Source organism: Olleya sp. KKT75, assembly GCF_055635485.1.
The window spans coordinates 1,416,643-1,438,685 of record NZ_CM145759.1; the positions used below are offsets into that span (position 1 = coordinate 1,416,643).

The 22,043-nt window shown below is 33.1% G+C and carries 18 protein-coding genes; 8 read left to right on the forward strand and 10 right to left on the reverse strand.

All coding sequences use genetic code 11. From position 1 onward, the window contains the following. Positions 1–6 precede the first annotated feature (6 nt). Positions 7–804: a universal stress protein gene (locus ACZ2G2_RS06325; protein WP_090836908.1), complete on the forward strand. Its 798-nt coding sequence runs from the start codon at positions 7–9 to the stop codon at positions 802–804. A 35-nt stretch (positions 805–839) separates the two neighbouring features. Here ACZ2G2_RS06325 and ACZ2G2_RS06330 read toward each other — a convergent pair whose 3' ends face one another. The 5 genes from ACZ2G2_RS06330 to ACZ2G2_RS06350 all read right to left on the reverse strand — a co-directional run bounded on the left by ACZ2G2_RS06330 (position 840) and on the right by ACZ2G2_RS06350 (position 10,472). Then, complete coding sequence (locus ACZ2G2_RS06330) at positions 840–1,688, reverse strand: alpha/beta hydrolase family protein (protein ID WP_470394571.1); 849 nt, start codon at positions 1,686–1,688, stop codon at positions 840–842. Further along, the gene (locus ACZ2G2_RS06335) at positions 1,688–4,435 is read right to left on the reverse strand and encodes a PD-(D/E)XK nuclease family protein (RefSeq protein ID WP_470394573.1); all 2,748 of its coding nucleotides are present in this window, start codon (positions 4,433–4,435) and stop codon (positions 1,688–1,690) included. Before ACZ2G2_RS06335 ends, ACZ2G2_RS06330 begins: the two co-directional genes overlap by 1 nt. A 69-nt stretch (positions 4,436–4,504) precedes the next feature. Next, the gene (locus ACZ2G2_RS06340; protein WP_470394575.1) at positions 4,505–5,938 is read right to left on the reverse strand and encodes an OmpA family protein; all 1,434 of its coding nucleotides are present in this window, start codon (positions 5,936–5,938) and stop codon (positions 4,505–4,507) included. Positions 5,939–6,063: 125 nt separating this feature from the next. Next, entirely contained in the window at positions 6,064–7,257 is a 1,194-nt protein-coding gene (gene kbl / locus ACZ2G2_RS06345) for a glycine C-acetyltransferase (RefSeq protein ID WP_090836902.1), read from the reverse strand. A 71-nt stretch (positions 7,258–7,328) separates the two neighbouring features. Continuing rightward, positions 7,329–10,472 (reverse strand): UvrD-helicase domain-containing protein, encoded by a 3,144-nt coding sequence (locus ACZ2G2_RS06350; protein ID WP_470394576.1) that lies wholly within the window; start codon positions 10,470–10,472, stop codon positions 7,329–7,331. A gap of 193 nt (positions 10,473–10,665) precedes the next feature. Between ACZ2G2_RS06350 and ACZ2G2_RS06355 the strand changes: the two genes are divergently transcribed. Then, on the forward strand, positions 10,666–11,274 hold the full coding sequence (locus tag ACZ2G2_RS06355; RefSeq protein ID WP_090836898.1) for a superoxide dismutase: 609 nt from the start codon (positions 10,666–10,668) through the stop codon (positions 11,272–11,274). 264 nt (positions 11,275–11,538) lie between these two features. On the opposite strand, the gene ACZ2G2_RS06360 is transcribed toward ACZ2G2_RS06355, so the two are convergent. The 4 genes from ACZ2G2_RS06360 to purN all read right to left on the reverse strand — a co-directional run bounded on the left by ACZ2G2_RS06360 (position 11,539) and on the right by purN (position 15,821). Beyond that, on the reverse strand, positions 11,539–13,437 hold the full coding sequence (locus tag ACZ2G2_RS06360) for an amidophosphoribosyltransferase (RefSeq protein ID WP_101202173.1): 1,899 nt from the start codon (positions 13,435–13,437) through the stop codon (positions 11,539–11,541). A 74-nt stretch (positions 13,438–13,511) separates the two neighbouring features. After that, a complete protein-coding gene (locus ACZ2G2_RS06365) occupies positions 13,512–14,438 on the reverse strand; it encodes a PfkB family carbohydrate kinase (protein WP_090836894.1) in 927 nt (308 codons plus the stop codon). 78 nt (positions 14,439–14,516) lie between these two features. After that, on the reverse strand, positions 14,517–15,158 hold the full coding sequence (locus ACZ2G2_RS06370) for a ribonuclease H1 domain-containing protein (protein WP_090836888.1): 642 nt from the start codon (positions 15,156–15,158) through the stop codon (positions 14,517–14,519). A 99-nt stretch (positions 15,159–15,257) separates the two neighbouring features. After that, on the reverse strand, positions 15,258–15,821 hold the full coding sequence (gene purN / locus ACZ2G2_RS06375) for a phosphoribosylglycinamide formyltransferase (RefSeq protein ID WP_101202171.1): 564 nt from the start codon (positions 15,819–15,821) through the stop codon (positions 15,258–15,260). A 182-nt stretch (positions 15,822–16,003) separates the two neighbouring features. Here purN and ACZ2G2_RS06380 point away from each other — a divergent pair, with 182 nt between their 5' ends. From ACZ2G2_RS06380 to ACZ2G2_RS06405, 6 genes are all read left to right on the forward strand, one after another. Beyond that, positions 16,004–16,237, forward strand: a complete 234-nt coding sequence (locus ACZ2G2_RS06380) for an acyl carrier protein (protein ID WP_013869581.1) — start codon at positions 16,004–16,006, stop codon at positions 16,235–16,237. An 11-nt stretch (positions 16,238–16,248) separates the two neighbouring features. Next, positions 16,249–17,499 carry a beta-ketoacyl-ACP synthase II gene (gene fabF / locus ACZ2G2_RS06385; protein WP_090836884.1) on the forward strand — a complete coding sequence of 417 codons (1,251 nt, stop codon included), beginning with the start codon at positions 16,249–16,251 and terminating at the stop codon, positions 17,497–17,499. An 8-nt stretch (positions 17,500–17,507) separates the two neighbouring features. Beyond that, positions 17,508–18,254: a ribonuclease III gene (rnc, locus tag ACZ2G2_RS06390; protein ID WP_090836883.1), complete on the forward strand. Its 747-nt coding sequence runs from the start codon at positions 17,508–17,510 to the stop codon at positions 18,252–18,254. A gap of 138 nt (positions 18,255–18,392) precedes the next feature. Beyond that, positions 18,393–18,878 (forward strand): IPExxxVDY family protein, encoded by a 486-nt coding sequence (locus tag ACZ2G2_RS06395; RefSeq protein WP_090836881.1) that lies wholly within the window; start codon positions 18,393–18,395, stop codon positions 18,876–18,878. Continuing rightward, a complete protein-coding gene (gene pyk, locus ACZ2G2_RS06400; RefSeq protein ID WP_090836880.1) occupies positions 18,878–20,320 on the forward strand; it encodes a pyruvate kinase in 1,443 nt (480 codons plus the stop codon). The genes ACZ2G2_RS06395 and pyk overlap by 1 nt, the downstream gene beginning before the upstream one ends. A gap of 251 nt (positions 20,321–20,571) precedes the next feature. Beyond that, complete coding sequence (locus tag ACZ2G2_RS06405) at positions 20,572–20,856, forward strand: hypothetical protein (protein ID WP_090836878.1); 285 nt, start codon at positions 20,572–20,574, stop codon at positions 20,854–20,856. On the opposite strand, the gene dinB is transcribed toward ACZ2G2_RS06405, so the two are convergent. After that, positions 20,853–21,956 (reverse strand): DNA polymerase IV, encoded by a 1,104-nt coding sequence (gene dinB, locus ACZ2G2_RS06410; protein ID WP_090836877.1) that lies wholly within the window; start codon positions 21,954–21,956, stop codon positions 20,853–20,855. The genes ACZ2G2_RS06405 and dinB overlap by 4 nt on opposite strands. Positions 21,957–22,043 lie beyond the last annotated feature (87 nt).

Below are 22,043 nucleotides of genomic sequence, written 5' to 3' on the forward strand. Positions count from 1 at the left end.
CTTTATATGAAATCTATTTTAGTTCCTGTTGGGTCTTCCAAAAACGCACAAAGTCATTTACAATACGCAGTTGATTTTGCCGAAGCTTTTGGCGCAAAAGTGTATGTAGTACAAATTTACAATGTATACACTAAGTCCGGAACTATGATTAAAGTAGATGATATTTTAGAACGCGAAAGTTTAGATTTTTTAAACAATCACGTGGCTAAAGTAAATACTAAAAATGTTCAGGTTGTTGTAAAGACTTTTAAAGGTAAATTAGTAGATACTTTAGAGTTGGTTTGTAAAACACTAGATATTGATTTGATCATGTTAGAACCAAGAACAAACTCTATTAAAGATGAGGTGTACTTAGGTAAAACATCTGGGAAGATTATTAAGCAAACTAATATACCAGCATTGATTGTACCTGAAGGCTATCAGTACAAATCTATTAATTCTATATTAATGGCTATAAAATCTGCTGTTATTAATAAAACAGATGCTTTAGCACCGTTAGTGAGCTTTAAAAAACAGTTTAATGCTACAGTAAACTTACTGTTAGTAAAAACACCAATGCATAGCGATGAAGATTTACTTGTAAATGACGATTTAAAAGCCATTGCTTCTACTATAAAAGAAAGTGAAAACGCAACAACTTTTCAAGGTGTTTTAGAGCACTATAAAGATTTTAATCCTGATTTATTGTGTGTTGTTAGACGTAAAAGAGGATTTTTTACTAAGATATGGGAGAAAAATAATATCCTTAAAAGAGACTTTTATGTGTCAACGTTACCTGTTTTAGTCCTTAGTGGTTTAAAATAGAAATAATTCCAATTAGATTTTAGATGCCGTTCTTTTTAAGCTTTTGTATTTATAAAAGTAATGGTATCGGTTACAACAGTCTGAAGTGCTTCTGGTAATGTATTACTGTTCCAAGGATGGCTTGCGTTAAATACGTGATTACTATTTTTAAGACTTAATAGCGTGCTTTTAGGGTTCCAATTGTGTAATTGTTTTGCTTCTTCAAAACTAACTGATGGGTCATCAATTGCATGTATGATTGCGTGTGGAATAGCGATGTGTTTACATGCGTTTTCTATATTTAATCTTGCTTCATGTGCTTTGTAGTCTAAATAAAACTGATAGTTATGTGGCATTTTTTGTTTTGTTCTGCCATTTAGCACATATTTTACACCTGCTTTTTTCCATTGTTCTAGGTCTCCGGTTGTGGAGGTGCGTTTTCCAAAGGCGCAAACACTTGCCCAAGTAATTAACTTAGTAATACGGTTGTCTTCGCTAGCTTTTATAGTAGCTATACCACCACCTCTAGAGTGGCCAATTACTGTAATATGTTGTGTGTTAATTTGGTTAGATAGTGGGTTTTTATCCGAAATTAGAAACGTAATTATATCATCTAAATCCTGTAATTCTTTTGTGTAATTATTTTCGGCGAAAGCCTCTAAATCCGGAAAATCTATGGGTTGATTTACTGTACCCCCATTATGAGAGAAGTTAAATTTAACAAAAAACAAACCAGTGTCTTTAAATTGCTCTGCTACTTGATCCCAAGCGCCCCAATCTTTAAAGCCTTTATAGCCATGACAAAAAACAACTAATGGTTTTGGTGTACTTGTTTTGTTGTAAAACACATCAAAAACAATTGGTTTTTGGTTTTTTCTATCTAAAACTAGGTTTTTTTCAATCATTATAGTTCTTTTTCAATAAAATCTATAGTTGGGTCAAATATTTCTAAGATTAATTTTTTAAGCTGAATTTCAAATTCGACTAGGGTATCTTCTGTGATTAAAGTGTCTTTGTTCCCGCCTCTAACTTGATCTTTTTTAGTAAATTTTAGCAACCCTTCACTTAAGTTTTTAAACGAAACTATACCAGCCTCTAAAGGCGGTTCTGTGATCTTCTTTTTATGAAGCATGTAGGCATACATTAAAACTTGAAATGATTTACTGTACTTGTCGTAATCTGATGTTAAGTCTTCCCAATCTACTATAGACACTTTGCTTTGGTCGACTTTTCCCGTTTTATAATCTATAATTCTAGTAACACCATTAAACTCGTCAATTCTATCAGCTGTTCCTCTTAATTGTATCGGAAAATCTAAGCCTTCAATTTTGATAGCAACATTATTTGTTTCGGCTTCTAAGTCAATTATTTTGATGGTATTCCCTTTTTTTAAATCTTCAATTTCAAGGTTTAAAAAGTTAAGGACGTAGCGTTTTGCAATCTCAAAAACAATAAGATTTTTACCTTTGGTCATATCACCTTCTTTGTATTCTTCTTTGAAAAAGGCAGTGATATTTTTATCTATTTGAGGGATTAAGCTTTTAACAATATCTACTGTTAGTAGTTGTTGCTTGTATGGTAGGTATAATTGTTCTAAGGTGTTATGTACTACTGTACCTAAAGTGTTTGCCGCAATGGTTTCTTCTACTTCTTCTAGATCTGATATGCCTAGTAGTTTTTGGTAATAAAAATCTATTGGATTTCTAACGTAGCTGGTTAATGATGATGGCGAAAATCCTTTACGTGCTATTTCTTTTAACTGAGAAATGGCACTTTCTGTTTTTGTTATAATAGCGAGTTCTTTTTTATAACTAGGGACTTTTGGCGTTAGTATTTTGTGATTTATGGTATGAATGTTTTCCAATTCTAACTGATTTATAAATCTACTTTTTTCTCCTCCAACTAGCGTGTCTATTTCGGTATTGTAAAGTACATATACATTTTTAGCACGCTGTAATAAGTGATAAAAGTGATAGGTGTACACCGCGTCTTTTTCTTTATAAGTAGGTAGTTTGTTTTCTATTTTAACATCAAACGGTATAAAAGAGTTGTTGGATTTTCCTGACGGTAATATCCCCTCATTAACATTAGAGATTATTATGGTCTCAAAATCTAATACTCTAGATTCTAACATTCCCATGATTTGTAAACCCTGTAAAGGTTCTCCTTGAAAATCTAATGTTTCTGAGCTTAGTAGTTCTTTAAAGATACTATAAAGACCTTTGATATCCTTGATGTGTTTATAGGCATCGTTTAGACGCAATATCTCATTAAACAACGTATTGAATCGATATAAATACTCTAATCCTAGTTGGTTTTGTTTTTTATCTTCAGACAAGTGTTCTTTTATAGTCGCAATAAGCTTAAAGCAGCTATTTAAGCCAGTATTTGCATCGTTATTCCAATTACTAAACAGTAAGGATAAAAGCGTCGCTTCTGTTTTGCAAATAGCTTTTAAATCAGCTTCCATTAAATAAACTAGATTGTTTTTGTTTATTAACTCCACCAAATCAATAGCGCTTCCATTTTTAAACAGTGGTTGTATAAATTGATGCGTTAGTATACTTATTACATCTTTATAGTAATAGGTTAAACTGTTCTTTTTTTGTAAGTTAAAAAGGTGTTCAAACAAAGATGCTAGCGGGATTGATTTTAAAGGGAACCCCATGGTGATGTTTAATGTCTTTACTGATTCTGGAATAGAATTCAATACAGGAATAAGTAAGTTTTCATCTCCTAATACTACAGCTGTTTTTTTTAAGGAAGGATCGTTTTTTGATAAATCTTGTAATATAGATCCAATAGCTTTTGCTTGACCAATATTTTTGGGTACTCCAAAGACAGATATATTTTTCTGACTTTTGTAATGGTTATTTTTCCAATTAAAAGGTGCTGTTTTAAAATGCTCCCAATTGTTTTGATGTTGTCTAATAAATAATCCAGCATCATGTATTTTGTTATCTAAAAAGGATTGGTCTGTATCCCAATAAATCGATGCTAAATCTTCACGTAGTAAATCTTGAATTATATTTTCTTCGGCAGCATTTAAGGCATTAAACCCTAAAAATATATGCTGTTGATTTGTATTATCAATGTAGTTTTTGATGTTATTAAAGGCTTCTCTGTAAAGTAAGCCTTGGTAGCCTTGCTTGTTATCTATTAGATTTTGTGTGAAGTTTTTATAATAGATAGGAAGCTTGTTCCAAAATTTCAGATAGTTGGTAACTACTTCTGTTTGGTTGGGTTCTAATGACCAATGTTCTAAATCTTGTATTGCTTTTAAATAGTCAAATATTTTTGATTGTGGAATCAGATAACGATCAATTTCATTAAAATCCTGTAAAATTATCTGAGCCCATTTTGAAAACGTGTCAAAATCCTCTCTTTCAGGTTTTGGTGTTAATTGAATATAAGTGTTATAAAATTGAAATAGTAGTTCTGTATTTGATACTGATTTTAGCTCAGACAGCTCTTCTACAAAAGACTCTATACTTACTATTTTAGGAGCAAATAGTGTTTGGTCTAAAATTAAACTTAGTTCACGTCTTAAAAATACTCCAGCTCTTCTGCTGGGTAAAATAAAAATAAGGTCGCTAAAATTAGCTTGTTTATTTTTCAGGTCTATTAGTACGTCTTGAATAAAGTTTGTCATTATATAAAAATAAAAAACGCTTCGGTTTCCCGAAGCGTTTTTCTATAAAATTTAATGTTTTGTTTAAACTTATTTTCTAAGTTTAACTTCTACACGTCTGTTGTTAAATCTTCCAGCCTTAGTAGTGTTACTATCGATTGGGTAATCTTCACCAAATCCGTAAGCGTTTAATCTTTGAGAACTAACTCCGTTTTCGATTAAGTAAGCCATTACAGCGTTAGCTCTAGAGTCAGATAAAGTTTGGTTAGAAGTTTTGCTTCCAACACTATCAGTGTGACCTTCGATTGTAAAGTTAGATTCTGGGTATTCTTTTAAGATAGCAGTAATAGACTGTAGTACAGAAAAAGTTTCTGATCTAAAGCTAGATTTACCAGTATCAAATAAGATAGTTTTAGCATAGCTATTTAACTTGTCTAATACAACTTGAGTTGGAGCAGCAACAACTTCAGGACAACCTTTGTTTGCAACAGTACCTACAACTTTAGGACAGTTATCATCTTTGTCTAATACACCGTCTCCGTCAGTATCAGGCCAAGGACATCCACTGTTTGCAGCAGGACCAGCTTCACTTGGACACTTATCTTTAGCGTCAGTTACACCATCACCATCAGCATCAGGACAACCTTTTAAAGATTTTAATCCTTTTACTTGTGGACAGTCATCGTTGTTATCAGAAACACCATCACCATCAGTATCAGGACATCCATTAAATTCAGCTAAACCAGCTACTTCAGGACAAGTATCTTTAGAATCTTCGATTCCATCACCATCAGCATCAGGACAACCGTTGAAAGCTTCTAATCCAGGTACATCAGGACAAGCATCGTTTTTGTCATATATTCCGTCACCATCAGTATCAGTTCCTCCAAATCTTACAGTAAGACCTGCAGAATGTTGGAAATGCTTAGTTAAGTAGTCTTCAAAAGAGTGCTTATATTTAGACTCAACAAATAAACCAATGTTATCAGAGAACCAGTAAGTTAAACCTAAAGAAGCATTTAAAGTTCCTGCTCCAACAGCATTGTTAGAACCTGCTACTGTAGAAAACGTATTGTAAGTTCCTTCTTCAATCCATGTGTAACCACCACCAATTCCGATAGCTGGATCTAATTTTTTTGAACCAATAACTTCTCCTAAGTGGTATCTTACATTAGCATCAAGTGCATAGTAAGCTAAATCACTAACTCCTAAACTAGGGTTTGTTGCACTTTGTCCCCATTTTGTAAGTCTGTTTAAAGAACCTCCAGCTTGTACTGAAAAGTTGTCTCCTACATACTTAGATACAGAGATAGTAGATAAAGAAGGTAAAATACTCCAGTGATCTTCAGCATTGAAGAACTCATCAAAGTAATCTCCTTGAGGCATGTTTTCTCCTACTGGATAAACATCTACTGCGTTAATACCGAAGTTGATTGCCCACGGATTGTTTTCATTTTGAGCCATAACGTTACCCATACTTGTAAGTAGTAACATTGTGAACAATAATCTGCTAAGATTTTTCATATTCAAAAGTTTAATTTTTAAGTGTTAATTAAAAGCAAAAATAAGTTGTTATATATTATTAACAAAGACAAATATATAAAAATATTGATTATTTAGTGCTTTTGTTTATCTATTATAGAATCTTTCTAGATAATTTCCAGTGCTTTACCTACTTTTATGAAGGCTGCAATAGCTTTTTCTAATTGTTCTTTTGTATGCGCAGCGGATAGTTGCACGCGTATTCTTGCTTTATCTTTTGGTACCACTGGGAAAAAGAATCCAATGACATAAATTCCTTCTTTTAATAACATGTTTGCCATAGTCTGAGATAATTTAGCGTCATATAACATTACAGGTACAATTGCAGAGTCACCATCTATGATATCAAATCCTGCTGCTTTCATTCCTTTTTTGAAAAAAGCAGTATTTTCTTCTAATTGATCACGTAAAGTATTGTCATTAGATAACATATCAAAGACTTTAATCGAAGCACCAACAATTGCTGGGGCTAAAGAATTTGAAAATAGATACGGTCTAGAACGTTGACGTAGTACTTCTATTATTTCTTTTTTACCAGTTGTATAACCACCCATTGCACCTCCAAGTGCTTTTCCTAACGTTCCGGTAATAATGTCAATTTTACCCATTACTCCTTTTTCTTCTAAAGTACCACGACCTGTTTCTCCTATGAATCCAGCAGAGTGGCACTCGTCAATCATAATCATAGCATCATATTTTTCTGCTAAGATTGTTATTTGATCTAAAGGTGCTACAAGTCCGTCCATTGAAAATACTCCGTCAGTTACGACGATTTTAAAACGTGCTCCATTTTTATTCGCATCAATTAGTTGTTGCTCTAAATCTGCCATGTCATTGTTTTTGTAACGATAGCGCGCTGCTTTACATAATCTAACACCGTCTATAATAGAGGCGTGGTTTAAAGAATCTGATATAATAGCATCTTCTTTTCCTAATAAAGGTTCAAACACACCACCGTTAGCATCAAATGCTGCAGCGTATAGTATTGTGTCTTCAGTTCCATAAAAATCAGATATTTTTTGCTCTAAAGTTTTGTGTATATCTTGAGTACCGCAAATAAAACGTACAGAAGACATCCCGAATCCATGAGTATCCATTGTGTCTTGTGCAGCTTTTATAACGTCTGGATGTGAGGATAGTCCTAAATAGTTGTTAGCACAAAAGTTTAAAACACGTTCTCCTGTGTTTAAAGTAATCTCTGCACCTTGAGCAGAAGTTATAATGCGTTCTTCTTTAAAAAGCCCATTGTCTTTTATGTCTTGTATTTCTTTTTGGAGATGTTCTTTTATATTGCTGTACATATGTCGTATTTTAGTTTTGCAAATTTAGTAATGTTTTTCTTTAAGATAATGGTTGTGATTTTTCTTTTATGTTAATACGTCACTATTTTTATAGCGTCATTAACATAAATCAGTATTTTTTTGTCTACTGTAAAATTCATCTCTTTTAAAATATCAGAATACGTTTCTAATTGTTGTTGGTATTTGGGATCTGGTAATCCTGTTTTATAATCTATTATAGTGGCTGTATTATCTTTTATAGCTAAACGGTCAGGTCTTATTATTGCTCCAGATTTAGAGATAATATCACGTTCATTATATACAGTGTAGTCTGTGCTATAATAATCTTTGAGTTCTGGGTGGTTTATAATAGTATTTATGGTGTCTTTTAATAGTAAAGCTTGTTCTTTATTAATAATTCCAGAGTTGATATAATCTTTAATTACGGCAGGTACCTCTTTTTCAGTATTAATTTCTGCCATAATATCATGAATTAAATTGCCTTTTTCAATTGCATTTTGTTGTTCTGTATCCCATAGGTATCCAGATTTGGTGATAATTTTAATATCATGATCCTGCTTGGCAACACTAATAAACTGTTCTGTTTCTTGAGTTGTTTCAGGCTTTTCTTCTGGTACTACCTCACGGTTTTGCTGTCCAAAGCTATACTCTAATTGACTATCATTCCATAACCCTTGTTGCATTAGGTAATTCATTAATAGTCCAGAGTAACTGTCAAATTTAACACCGGTTTTAGTTTGGTTTTCTTTTTTAGAAATTATATATAATTGCTCGATTGGTCGTGTTAAGGCTACATATAACAGATTCATGTTGTCTAATTCCTGTTCCGATCTATGTTTTAAATAGATAGATTCTCCTATGTCACCAAAGTCTTCAAAATCTTTATTAAAGTTAATTAGTGTTTTTGAAAAGCCATTAAATTGGCTTTGGTCTAACGGAAACCATTCTTTTGGTTCCATCTCTCTATAAATTTCCAATTGTGCATATGGGAAAATTACTACCGGAAACTCTAAACCCTTAGATTTATGAATCGTCATAATCTGAATGGCATTTTGGTTACTTGGCGATACAATATTTAAACTGTCTTTTTTAGTGTCATAATAATCCAAAAATCCTGGGATGTCCGAAATCTTCTTTTGTGAAAACTCTAAAATAATATCTAAAAAATACTGGATATAGGCATTCGATTTTTTGGTCAGGTTAAATCCCCTCACTATACTTTCCGCTAAATCGTATAAAGACAACTGAACTAATTGTGTTGGGTCACAATCAATATCAAATAACTTAAAGCTCTCAAAAAACACTTGGAGCGGTAAATTTAAATGTGTTTTAAAAAACTGATGTTTATCTTCAATAGCATTTAGACTAGCAATATAGTCTAAGACTTTAATCTTGACCTCAAGATTATTAGGGTTAACTAGTAATCTAAAAATATTTACAACAAGTCTAACATCCTCAGAGTTGTTGATAAGCATGGTTTCAGAGGATGTAATACGCACGCCTTTGTCGCTTAAATATTCAGCTATTGCAACACCTTCTTTTTTCTTTCTAACTAATATGCAAATATCCTTAAGGTTGTAATTGTTTTCTAAACACTTGTTTATGGTTTCAAATACAGTTTCCGGATATAATTGGTTTATATCATCTTCGCTTTGTATGTCCAGAAAATTTAGGTTTACATAGCCTTCATGTTTTATTACTGGTTTTTGTTTGGCCTTATTGTATAAGTCAGAATAGTCAGGACTGCTAAAGCTGGTTTGCGATAAATAATCAAAAAACTGATTATTAAATTCAATAACATTTTTATAACTCCTATAATTATATTCTAGTCTTACTACTTCTTTTTCGACAGGAAAAGGGTTGTCTTCTTTTGTTAGGCCAATAAACTGTTCTGCTTTTCCACCTCGCCATCTATAAATGGCTTGTTTAGCATCACCAACTAACATAGCGGTTCCTTGTTCTCCTTTTAGATTCTGTCCGGTAAGCGTGTTTTCTATTAACGGAATCAAGTTTTCCCATTGCATTTGTGACGTGTCCTGAAACTCGTCAATAAAATAATGTCTAAACTTTTCGCCTAAACGCTCATATATAAAAGGCGTCGGTTGGTTTTTAATTTCTTTACTAATTAAGGTGTTGAATTCTGATATTAGTAATTTGTTTTCGTCTTCTTTTATTAGTGTTAACTCTTTATTAATAGCGTTTAGGACAGATAATGGTGTTACATTTTTGTAAACCGCTCTTAAGAATTTGACATCTAAAACAGTTGTTTTTATTTTGTGATAAACGGTTTCTATTTGCGGTAAAAGCTGATCTATTGCTTGCGCTTTCGCGGAATCTAAAGTTTTGGTGTAGAGTTTGCCTTCTGCTATGTTATTTGCTAATTGATTGTCGTAAATTTTATAAAATTCTAAATTAGAAATCTTTACAAAATGATTAAATAGTGTTCCTCTAGAAAAACTTTTTTGATCTAATCCATTGGCTTCAAATACAGATAATAAATTGTTGGCTAATTCTGCAATTAGCACCTCTTGATTAGCAATCTGTTTAATAAGTTGCGACTTCAGGCCACTAAAATCTTCTAGCGTTTTATGCTTTATGCTTTCTAAATGTGGTAAATCGTTATCGTTAATTAAAAGTTTTGCAATGGTGTTAAAATCTCTAGAGACATCCCAGCTCTTATCATCATCTGCTTTTTCTAGAGCAAAATCTATTAACACTTTGGTTAGCTTTTTATCTGTTCCAGCTTTAGCAATTAAACTGTCTACAGCTTGACTTAGTAAAGAAGGTGTGTCTAGCTCGACTTCAAAATTTATCGGAATCTTTAAATCATGTGCAAACGTCCTAATTAATTTATGATTAAAACCATCAATAGTAGAAATATCAAAAGCGGCATAATTATGCATGATTGTATTTAGCAAAACAATGGCTTTTTGATGGACATCTTTTGGTTGCAATGCTAACTCTTCTGTAATAGCTTTAAACATCCCATTTGTGTCTGCGCTAATCTCTGGGTCAGAAAACTGTTTTAAGGTGTCTAAAATTCTAGTTTTCATCTCGCCAACCGCTTTATTGGTAAAGGTTATAGCTAATATTTGTTTGAAGCCATCGTTGTAAGTTGCGGTAAATAATAATTTTAAATACTCCTTAACTAATGCAAAGGTTTTTCCGCTTCCTGCGGAGGCATCGTAAACTTTAAAAGGAGTTGTTTTAGACATTTAATTTTTAATTTTAGACAAGATAATAACAATATTATGGTTGTTAAATTTATTTCAAAACAATCTGTAATAATTAATTTCTGGTGTTAAAATATTATTAAATAGAATTAATAGAGTCCTTAAATATTTTTGATTGAAAGCTTTAATGTTTATTTTTGATAAAATTGAATATTAATATTTAAAACATACAATCATGGCATTTGAATTACCAAAATTAAAATATGCGTATGATGCATTAGAACCAAATATCGATGCACGTACAATGGAGATACACCACACTAAGCACCATAACGGTTACACAACTAAATTAAATGCTGCTATAGAAGGAACTGATTTAGAAGGAAAATCTATCGAAGATATTCTTGCTAACTTAGATATGAAAAATATGGCTGTTAGAAATAATGGTGGAGGTTTTTATAACCACTCATTATTTTGGGAAGTTATGAATCCAGAGGGAAAAGGACGTTTGTCAGGAGATTTAAAAGATGCTATTGAAGCAGCTTACGGATCTTTTGAAGCTTTTAAAGATGCTTTTAGTAAAGCAGCAGCAACACAATTTGGTTCAGGTTGGGCTTGGTTATGTGTGCATAAAGGAGGTAAGGTTGAAGTATGTTCTACTCCAAACCAAGACAACCCATTAATGCCAGGTGTAACTTGCGAAGGAACTCCAATCTTAGGATTAGATGTTTGGGAGCATGCTTACTACTTAAACTACCAAAACAGAAGACCTGATTATATTGATGCTTTCTTTAATGTAATTAACTGGAACGAAGTTGAAAGACGATACGCAGAAGCTAAATAAGCTTTAAAACGTTTATAAAATAGAAAAGCAGATTCATTTGAATCTGCTTTTTTTTATGCTATAAATTGTATGTTTTGCTTAATTTTTGGCAAATAAAAAAGGAGAACGAGAGTTCTCCTTTTTTGCCCCAAATCTACCATGAACTTAACCTACTTATGTTATGGTAAGCTCAAATATAACTACAATTAAATTGATATGTTGTATATTATGGTTAAAACGTAAATATAATCGGTTAACTGATTTGATGTAAGAAAATAGCTTGGTTTAATAAGCACGTTCTTTATTTCCTTCGTAAAAATTAATAAATGCTCTGTTAACCACTCTGTTACCTCCAGCAGTTGGATAATTTCCTGTAAAGTACCAATCTCCTAAATGATCAGGGATGGCTTTATGTAAATTAGATACTGGTTGAAAGATAATTTCTACTTCCGCCTTTACTGATTCGTCTGTTAATAGCTCAGATATTTTAGCCGAAATCTGCTCTGTAGTAAACTGATCGTATATTTCGTTTACAAAATTCTTAACATCTTTATCTGCTAATGTTTCTTGTGCTTTACACCTGTGGTACACTTCTTCTACTAAGTCATACTTACCGTTTTCTTTAAGTAAGGCTAAAGCAGCGTTAAAAGCAACTAAAGTTTCTAGATTAGCCATGTCAATACCATAGCAATCAGGAAAACGTATTTGTGGTGCTGAGGATACAATTACAATCTTTTTAGGATGTAATCTGTCCATCATTTTAATAATACTCTTTTTTAAGGTTGTACCACGCACAATACTATCATCAATAATAACCAAGTTATCTGTTGGTTTGATAACACCGTAAGTGACATCGTAAACGTGTGCAACCAAGTCATCACGACTACTGTCTTCCGTAATAAAGGTTCTTAGTTTTACATCCTTTATAGCTATTTTCTCGATACGAGGTCTTTCTTTTAAAATAGAAGTCACTTCATCTGCAGATAATTTTCCATTACCGTTTAAAATAGCCTTTGTTTTCTTTTCATTTAAATGCTCTTCTACAGTTTCAATCATTCCGTAAAATGATGTTTCTGCTGTATTTGGTATGTATGAAAACACAGAATTTTCTGTGTCATTATCAATTGCCTTTAAAACTTTAGGCATTAATAGGCGCCCCAACATTTTACGCTCTTGATATATTTCGGCATCACTTCCTCTTGAAAAGTAAATACGCTCAAAACTACATGATTTGCGTTCTAAAGGTTCTAATATTTTTTTAATTGAAACAGCACCGGATTTTTTAGAGATTAAAGCATGACCTGGGGTTAACTCCTTAACATCATCAAACTCTACATTAAATACCGTTTGTATTACTGGACGCTCTGAAGCGACAACAACAATCTCGTCATCAGTGTAATAGTACACTGGGCGTATTCCTGCAGGATCACGAAGCACAAAAGCATCTCCATGTCCAATTAAACCAGCCATAGCATAACCACCATCCCAGTTTTTTGCAGCACGTCTTAATATTTTAGCAATTTTTAAACGTTCTGCTATTAATGGAGAGCACTCATGCTTACCATAACCTTCGTTTTTAAGTTCTTTATAAATTTTACTTACCGCATCATCTAAAAAGTGACCTATTTTTTCCATTATAGTAATGGTGTCCGTATATTCTTTTGGGTGTTGACCAAGATCGACTAAACTTTGAAAAAGCTCTTTAACATTAGTCATGTTAAAGTTACCAGCTAAAATAAGGTTACGGTGCATCCAGTTATTTTGCCTTAAAAAAGGATGAACACTTTCTACACTGTTTTTACCAAAAGTACCATAACGTACGTGACCTAATAAAAGCTCTCCAATATATGGGATGTGCTTTTTTTGAAGTGCAACGCTATCTTGGTATTCTGGATGATCTGCTAATTCTTTATTAATGCGGTCATTAATTTGAGCAAAAATATCCTGAATAGGTTGTTGTGCGATAGAGCGTACACGACTAATGTAACGTTCTCCTGGTAATGTGTCCATTTTGATACTTGCAAAACCAGCACCATCTTGACCACGATTGTGTTGCTTTTCCATCATTAAATACATTTTATTTACACCATAAAATGCACTACCATATTTCTCTTTGTAAAATTCTAACGGTTTACGTAATCTAATAAGTGCAATTCCGCACTCGTGTTTTAAAGCATCACTCATTGTTGTTGTGTTGTGAGTTGTTTTATTAAAATAATAAAAATAAAAAACGCGCTCATAATTATGAGCGCGTTAGTTTATGTTAATTCTATATCGAACTGTGTCAGTTTTTTAAACTCCAGCAAACGTGTATTGACTTCCTCTTTTTTCAAGGTTACCATGCGCTCTGTTCCAAATTTCTCCACACAAAAAGATGCTAAAGTAGATCCGTAGATTACTGCGTTTTTCATGTTTTCAAAACTAATATCTCCAGTGCTTGCTAAATATCCAGCAAATCCACCAGCAAAAGTATCTCCAGCTCCTGTTGGGTCAAAGACTTCTTCTAATGGTAAAGCAGGTGCGTAAAACATATGGTCATCATGGAAAAGTAAAGCACCGTGCTCTCCTTTTTTAATAACTACATATTTTGGTCCCATTTCATGAATCTTTCTAGCGGCAACTACTAAACTGTATTCTCCAGTTAATTGTCTTGCCTCTTCATCATTAATAGTAATAACATCTACATTTTTAATTACTGAAATTAAATCATCTAAAGCGATGTCCATCCAGAAATTCATAGTGTCTAAAATAGCTAATTTTGGCTTTTTAGTCATTTGGTCTAAAACACCTTGTTGTACTAAAGGGTGTAAATTACCTAACATCACTATCTCTGCATCACGATAATTTTCAGGAACTACAGGATTAAAATGCTCTAATACATTTAATTCTGTAGCTAACGTATCACGAGAGTTCATGTCATTATGATATTTTCCACTCCAGAAAAAGGTTTTACCGTCTTTTACAATTTCGATACCTTCAATATTTACGTTTCTATCTGTTAAAAGATCTAAATATTCCTGAGGAAAATCTCCTCCAACAACAGATACTGCTGCTTGATCTACATTAAAGTTTGCTGCAGACAACCCTATATATGTTGCTGCTCCACCAAGAATTTTATCGGTTTTACCAAAAGGAGTTTCTATAGCGTCAAATGCTACTGTACCTACTATTACTAACTTGCTCATAAATGGCTTTAAAATTTAGTGCAAACTTACGTAAAATATATTCTGTAAAAAAGTGGAATCTATTGAAAGAAACGCTAATTATTTTCGACCAAAATCTGCAGGGATTTCACCCCAAGCTTTGGTTTCCCATTTAACTATCGTGGTTTTATAATCGTTTTCTTTTAGCCAATTAACTGCGCGGTCTACCAAATCGTACACCGGTTTGTTTTTTGCGTTACGTTCTAGTTTGCTATTGCACGTTTTTTTGCGCACCCAACTCATAGCGGTTTTAGAGTCTGTATATATAAGTAAGTCGCTATTATGTTTTTTTAAAAAACTTAAACCATGTACTAATGCTAAAAATTCGCCAATATTATTGGTGCCTTCAGCAAAAGGACCTTGTTTAAATAGTTGTTTTTTAGATTTTGTTTCTACGCCACGATATTCCATTATCCCGGGATTACCAGAAGAGGCTGCATCTACAGAAATAGAATTATAATTTGGACGCCCAATTTTTTTAAGCTGTTCATGGCTTAACTCGCTTTTAAAGCCTTCCTTTTTTCCAATGTAGTCAAAGTAATTTCCTTTTAAGGCGGCTTTGGCAGCGTCAAACGTAGCAAAGGATTTGTATTGCGCTCCAGGATAATCTTTGATTTGTGCTTTGCAATCATTCCAGGATTCAAAAACGCCTTTATGATGTCCTTGCCAAACGGTGTAATATTTTTTCTTCTTTTTACCCATTTTTTAATTTCCGCTTAAGCGAAAACGGTATTGTTTTATCTTAAATCAGTTAAAGTTATACTATACGCTGTATAAAGTACTTTGATTAGAGTTGATCTACTAACTTAATAATTTATTTACGACTTCCGGAAAATGTTTCATTTCTAATTCATGAATCTTTTCTGCGACGTCCAAAGCTGTATCTGAAGCTAAAACCTCACATTTAGCCTGAAAAATAACAGCGCCTTCATCATAATGTTCGTTTACATAATGTATTGTGATCCCTGTTTCTGTTTCTTTATTAGCTACAACAGACTCGTGCACATGCATTCCGTACATGCCTTTTCCTCCAAATTTTGGCAATAATGCAGGGTGTACGTTTATAACCTTGTTTGGGAAGTGCTTTAGGATGTTTTCTGGAAATTTCCATAAAAAACCAGCCAATACAATTAAGTCTGGTTGGTTAACTTTTAATAGGTTTAAGACATCATCTGTTGCTGTAAAGGCTGTTTTGTTAAACGATAACCCGCTAACTTTTAGTTTTTTACAGCGATCTAAGACTTTGGCATGAGGATTGTTAGTTAATACCTGAATAACAGACGCATTGTCTCTATTTTGAAAAAACCTTATTAAATTTTCAGCATTACTTCCGCTACCGGACGCAAAAATTACTACACGTTTCATTTTCTATTTTCAATGTTAAATTCTTCAAACAAAAAAAGCAATAATTATTAACAATTACGGGCTAAAATCGAAATTCTTCGATTTAAATAATTAAATTCGTAGCACATTTTTAAAGTAAACGTGTGTTTTAAAATAAAGTTTTTTATTTTTGCCCCTTAATTAAAACTAAAAAAATTAAAATTATGTCAGACATTGCATCAAGAGTAAAAGCGATTATCGTAGACAAATTAGGTGTTGATGAAAACGAAGTTGTAACTGAAGCTAGCTTCACGAACGACTTAGGAGCAGATTCATTAGATACTGTAGAATTAATCATGGAATTTGAAAAAGAATTCGATATCCAGATTCCAGATGACCAAGCAGAGAACATTGCTACAGTAGGTCAGGCTGTATCTTATATTGAAGCTGCTAAATAAGCACAATATTTATGGAACTTAAGCGAGTAGTAGTTACAGGGTTAGGAGCGTTAACGCCAATTGGAAACACTAAGGACGAGTATTGGTCTGGTCTTATTAGTGGTAAAAGTGGTGCCGCACCTATTACATATTTTGATACTGAAAAGTTCAAGACAAACTTTGCTTGCGAGTTAAAAAATTTCGTGGCAACTGATTTTCTAGATAGAAAAGAAGCCCGCAAAATGGACAGGTTTACGCAGTACGCAATGGTCGCATCTGATGAGGCTATTGCGGACTCTAAACTAGACTTAGAGACCGTTAACAAATTAAGAGTTGGTGTTATTTGGGGCGCTGGAATTGGTGGTTTAGAAACATTTCAAAATGAAGTGTTAAATTTTGCTGCTGGTGATGGTACACCTAGATTTAATCCATTCTTTATCCCTAAGATGATTGCAGACATTGCACCCGGAAACATTTCTATTAAGAATGGTTTTATGGGTCCTAATTACACAACTGTATCTGCATGTGCTTCTTCTGCTAACGCAATGATTGATGCCTTAAACTATATACGTTTAGGACATTGTGATGTTATTGTAACAGGTGGTAGTGAAGCAGCAGTGACAATTGCTGGAATGGGAGGATTTAATGCTATGCATGCTTTATCAACTAGAAACGAAAGCCCACAAACAGCATCAAGACCTTTTGATGGTACACGTGATGGTTTTGTTTTAGGTGAAGGTGCCGGAGCAATTATTCTAGAAGAATATGAGCACGCAAAAGCAAGAGGCGCAAAAATATATGCAGAGGTTTTAGGAGGCGGAATGTCTTCTGATGCTTATCATATGACAGCACCACATCCGGAAGGAATTGGTGTAATAGCAGTTATGAAAAACTGTTTAGAAAATGCTGGTTTAAAACCAGAAGATGTGGATCACATCAACACACACGGAACATCTACACCTTTAGGTGATGTTGCCGAGTTAAAAGCGATTAAAGAGGTTTTTGGCGATCATGCTAAAAACATCAATATAAATTCTACAAAGTCTATGACTGGTCACTTGTTAGGTGCAGCTGGTGCTATTGAGTCTATTGCTGCTATTTTAGCAATGGAACATGGTATTGTTCCGCCAACAATTAATCACGTTACACCAGACGAAAACATAGATTCTGAATTAAACTTGACACTTAACACCCCACAAAAAAGAGAGATTAAAGTTGCTATGAGCAATACTTTTGGATTTGGAGGTCACAATGCTTGTGTATTGTTTAAAAAATTAGATTAAGTTTTTAAATGAAAAGAATTCGTAACATATTTAATTCCCAATCTAATCAAGATGGGAATTTTTTTATTGCTATTTCTAAGATTTTAAAATTTAAACCTAAGACTTTAAAGTTTTATCAGACTGCCTTTACGCATCGTTCCATGAACATTAAAGATGACAAAGGGCATATTATTAATTACGAACGCTTAGAGTTTTTAGGAGACGCTATGCTTAGCGCTGTTATTGCACATCATTTATACATGGAAGTACCAGGTGGTGATGAAGGTTACTTAACTAAAATGAGATCTAAAATTGTAAGTCGAGAGCATTTAAATGAACTTGGTAAGGATTTAGGATTAATTAAATTAGTAGAAAGTAAAATACCTAAAGGCCAATTTGGCGATAATATCCATGGTAATCTTTTTGAAGCTTTAATTGGAGCCATTTATTTAGATAGAGGTTATAAAAACTGCGATAAATTTATACAAAAGCGCGTCATTAATCCTTACGTTGATATCGAGAAATTAGAAGGCAAAGTAATTAGTTACAAAAGTCTGTTGATTGAGTGGTGTCAAAAAGAGAAAAAAGTATTTGATTACAATGTGTATGAAGATACCGGTAATGACGATGTTAAACATTTTTCTGTAAAATTATCTATAGACAAAAAAGTTATAGCTAAAGCTAGAGCAACGTCTAAGAAAAAAGCAGAAGAAAAAGCATCAAAACGTGCTTACTTTGCATTACAATCTCAAATCAATAAAGCAGGATTTATTTAAATAAATCTACAACGCTTTAATTCTTATTATTCAGCACTTTACTATAACGTTTTCGTAATAATTTCATGTTAAGATTACGTAAAACACACCAATACTTAGTGTTTAAATGCTATATTTACATTTAATTTTGTAATTAAAATGGCTATTCGAAAACTCTCTTTAGACGACTTTTTAGAAGAAGAGCATTACGCATTAATTGGAATTCATTGCGTAATAGAAGATTATAGATTAGCATTTTTAATAAACAGAGCATTGGATATTACTCTTAAAAGGAGAAAGGATGATATTACCAATCCAAGTTTAAATACAAATTACGCGCTTTTTGAGTGGTTTGACTGCAAACAATTAACTACATACCATTTGGTAGCTAATACATGCAAGGTGCAATATACTAACTTAGAGCAGCAATCAAATTCGTTATTTGGAGAAGACACTTCGGGAGCAACTAATTTTTATTTGCTACCAGAGTATAAGAAAGTCAATTTCTTGCTTAAAATCGAAACCGAATTTCAGAATAAAGAAAAAATCATTTTAAATAACATTCTAAAGATTCCACAAGTTGCTACAGCTTACACAATAGATGTAGACACCTTAAAATCTAAAGACAACTTAATATTCAACTAATGCCAAACAGAAAAAAGACCAAAATCGTTGCAACTCTAGGACCTGCAACCAGTAGTAAAGAGGTATTAAAAGGTATGTTAGACGAAGGAGCTAATGTATTCAGAATCAACTTTTCTCACGCAGATTATAAAGACGTTGAAGAACGTGTACAAATGATTAGAGAACTAAACGAAGAGTTTGGTTATAATGCATCAATTTTAGGAGATTTACAAGGTCCTAAATTACGTGTTGGTGTCATGAAGGGTGAGGTTGTTGTTAATCCAGGAGACGAAATTATTTTTGCTACTGGAGAACGTTTTGAAGGGACCAAGGAGCGTGTTTACATGACTTACGATAAGTTTCCTCAGGATGCAAAACCAGGAGAACGTATTCTTTTAGATGACGGAAAATTACATTTTGAAGTCATATCTACAGATGGTGTGTCTGAAGTAAAAGCCAAAGTAATACAAGGTGGACCACTTAAATCTAAAAAAGGAGTTAACCTGCCTAATACAAACATATCACAACCTGCATTAACAGAAAAAGATATCGAAGATGCTATTTTCGCATGTAAGATTGGAGTAGACTGGATGGCATTATCATTTGTGCGTCATGCAGAAGACTTAATGCAATTAGAAGAGTTAATTAAAAAACATAGTGATCATAAAATTCCGATTATAGCTAAGATTGAAAAACCAGAAGCTGTAGAAAATATCGATAAAATTGTAGCTTATTGTGATGGTTTAATGGTTGCACGTGGAGATTTAGGAGTAGAAATCCCTGCAGAAGAAGTGCCATTAGTACAAAAACAATTAGTACTTCGTGCTAAGCGTGCTAGAATACCAGTAATTATTGCCACTCAAATGATGGAGACAATGATTACAAGTTTAACACCAACACGAGCAGAAGTTAACGATGTTGCAAACAGTGTAATGGATGGTGCAGATGCAGTAATGTTATCAGGAGAAACAAGTGTTGGAAAATATCCGGTAGAAGTCATTCGCCAGATGTCAAATATTATTAAAAGTGTAGAAGATTCAGACTTAATTAAAGTTCCGCAATCGCCACCACATATCCGTACTAAGCGTTATATCACAAAATCTATATGCTATCACGCAGCGCATATGGCAAACGATATTAATGCAAAAGCAATATCTACATTAACAAATAGTGGGTATACAGCATTCCAAATTTCGGCTTGGAGACCAAACACACATATCTTAGTATTTACTTCTAATAAGCGTATTTTAACGCAGTTAAATTTACTTTGGGGTGTTACTGCATTTTTCTATGATAAATACGTAAGCACCGACGAAACGATAGAGGACGTAAATGCAATAGCTTGTAAAAAAGGATTCTTAGAAGTAGGCGACATGTTAATTAGTTTAGCAGCCATGCCAATTCAAGATAAAGGAATGGTAAATACATTAAGAGTAACAGAAATTGAAAGTTGTAACTTTTAATCTTTAGGGCGTTACCACAAGGGTCGCGCTGTCACTACTCGCTCTCTGCGAGGAGCTCAGACAAACCGTTCCATCCCTAACGCAAAATAAAGGCTAGTAAAATAAATTAAAACCAGTTATAGAGATATAGCTGGTTTTTTGTTTTAAAACACTTACAAGAAGTGTTAAAAAAGTATCAAATCCATACTTTTTTTAGTTTAATACGTAATGATTTTGTAATTTAATCTACTAAACCCTAAAGATTAAACAACATGAGAAACCTAGCGATACAAACAATAGAAAAAGAAGAGATTAAATATTTAAAGTTTCCTAAAGAAGAGTTACTAGCATCTAAAACAGAAAAAGCAGAGCGTTGCCTAACGTTAACTAGAGCCATGGTCTTAGGAAACATAGAACACGAAAAAGTACGCATCTTATTTGCAGATAACGAAGGTTTAAAAAGGGTAAATACTACTATTTGGGGTGTGACAGAAAAATATGTAATTTTAAAAACGTCCACTATTATTCCGTTAGAACGTATTTTGTCCGTAGCCTAAAATCTAAAACTTAATTGGACACTAATGGCTTTGTCCTCTTCTGTCTTTTTTGGTTTTTTCACAGTATTTAAATTAGATAAAGAAATACCTAGTAATCGTACCGAGTTGCTCATCTTTTCTTGATACAACAAATCCTTTGCAGTTTCTAAAATTACAGCAGCATCAGCCACAAAATAAGGCAGTGTTTTACTGCGTGTTTGAAGTGTAAAGTCGCTATATTTTATTTTTAAAGTAACCGTTTTTCCTGCTACTTTACTCTTACTTAAACGCTTGGCAACTTCGTCAGCAATAAGTTGTAGTTTTTCTAGCATAAACACTTCAGAAGATAAGTTTTCATTAAACGTACGTTCTGCAGCTAGGCTTTTCCGTATTTGGTTCGGTTTAACCGGACTATTATGGATGCCTCTTACAATATAATAATACGAGGTGCCTGATTTACCAAAATTTGATTCTAAAAATGCAAGCGATTTAGACTTTAAATCTAATCCGGTATAGATTCCTTTTTGGTACATTTTTTCGGCGGTAACTTTTCCAATACCGTAAAATTTTCTAATATCTAAAGCTTCTAAAAAGTCTAAAACTTCTTCTGGATTAACTACTTTTTGACCATTAGGCTTATTATAATCACTGGCAATTTTTGCTACAAATTTATTAATACTAATACCCGCCGATGCGGTTAGTCCAACTTCGTTAAAAATTCGTGTTCTAATTTCTTCTGCAAGCATGGAAGCACTTGGATGTCCTTTTTTATTTTCCGTAACATCTAAATACGCTTCATCTAAAGATAAAGGCTCTACTAAATCTGTGTAGTCATAAAAAATTTTTCTAATACGATTAGAGATTTCTTTATAACGTTCAAAATCTGTTTTTACAAAAATAAGATGGGGGCACAATTTTATAGCTAAGCGTCCAGACATGGCGCTTTTTACACCAAATTTCCTGGCTTCATAACTTGCTGCGCTAATAACACCGCGTGGTCCACCGCCCCCAACAGCAATAGCTTTACCAATTAATTCTGGATTATCCATTTGTGCAACAGACGCGTAAAAGGCATCCATATCCACATGAATAATTTTTCTTATTGGTAAATCGTTTTGCATCTTGTAAATTTACTAATTCCTACGCAGGCAGTAATCTCAATAAAAAAAGAATATTAATAATCTATAAAAATAGTTCCGTGATCACGG

Coding starts and splice junctions, on each gene's coding strand:
- ACZ2G2_RS06325 (WP_090836908.1), top strand. CDS start 7: ATGAAATCTATTTTAGTTCCTGTTGGGTCTTCCAAAAACGCACAAAGT.
- ACZ2G2_RS06330 (WP_470394571.1), bottom strand. CDS start 1,688: ATGATTGAAAAAAACCTAGTTTTAGATAGAAAAAACCAAAAACCAATT.
- ACZ2G2_RS06335 (WP_470394573.1), bottom strand. CDS start 4,435: ATGACAAACTTTATTCAAGACGTACTAATAGACCTGAAAAATAAACAA.
- ACZ2G2_RS06340 (WP_470394575.1), bottom strand. CDS start 5,938: ATGAAAAATCTTAGCAGATTATTGTTCACAATGTTACTACTTACAAGT.
- kbl (WP_090836902.1), bottom strand. CDS start 7,257: ATGTACAGCAATATAAAAGAACATCTCCAAAAAGAAATACAAGACATA.
- ACZ2G2_RS06350 (WP_470394576.1), bottom strand. CDS start 10,472: ATGTCTAAAACAACTCCTTTTAAAGTTTACGATGCCTCCGCAGGAAGC.
- ACZ2G2_RS06355 (WP_090836898.1), top strand. CDS start 10,666: ATGGCATTTGAATTACCAAAATTAAAATATGCGTATGATGCATTAGAA.
- ACZ2G2_RS06360 (WP_101202173.1), bottom strand. CDS start 13,437: ATGAGTGATGCTTTAAAACACGAGTGCGGAATTGCACTTATTAGATTA.
- ACZ2G2_RS06365 (WP_090836894.1), bottom strand. CDS start 14,438: ATGAGCAAGTTAGTAATAGTAGGTACAGTAGCATTTGACGCTATAGAA.
- ACZ2G2_RS06370 (WP_090836888.1), bottom strand. CDS start 15,158: ATGGGTAAAAAGAAGAAAAAATATTACACCGTTTGGCAAGGACATCAT.
- purN (WP_101202171.1), bottom strand. CDS start 15,821: ATGAAACGTGTAGTAATTTTTGCGTCCGGTAGCGGAAGTAATGCTGAA.
- ACZ2G2_RS06380 (WP_013869581.1), top strand. CDS start 16,004: ATGTCAGACATTGCATCAAGAGTAAAAGCGATTATCGTAGACAAATTA.
- fabF (WP_090836884.1), top strand. CDS start 16,249: ATGGAACTTAAGCGAGTAGTAGTTACAGGGTTAGGAGCGTTAACGCCA.
- rnc (WP_090836883.1), top strand. CDS start 17,508: ATGAAAAGAATTCGTAACATATTTAATTCCCAATCTAATCAAGATGGG.
- ACZ2G2_RS06395 (WP_090836881.1), top strand. CDS start 18,393: ATGGCTATTCGAAAACTCTCTTTAGACGACTTTTTAGAAGAAGAGCAT.
- pyk (WP_090836880.1), top strand. CDS start 18,878: ATGCCAAACAGAAAAAAGACCAAAATCGTTGCAACTCTAGGACCTGCA.
- ACZ2G2_RS06405 (WP_090836878.1), top strand. CDS start 20,572: ATGAGAAACCTAGCGATACAAACAATAGAAAAAGAAGAGATTAAATAT.
- dinB (WP_090836877.1), bottom strand. CDS start 21,956: ATGCAAAACGATTTACCAATAAGAAAAATTATTCATGTGGATATGGAT.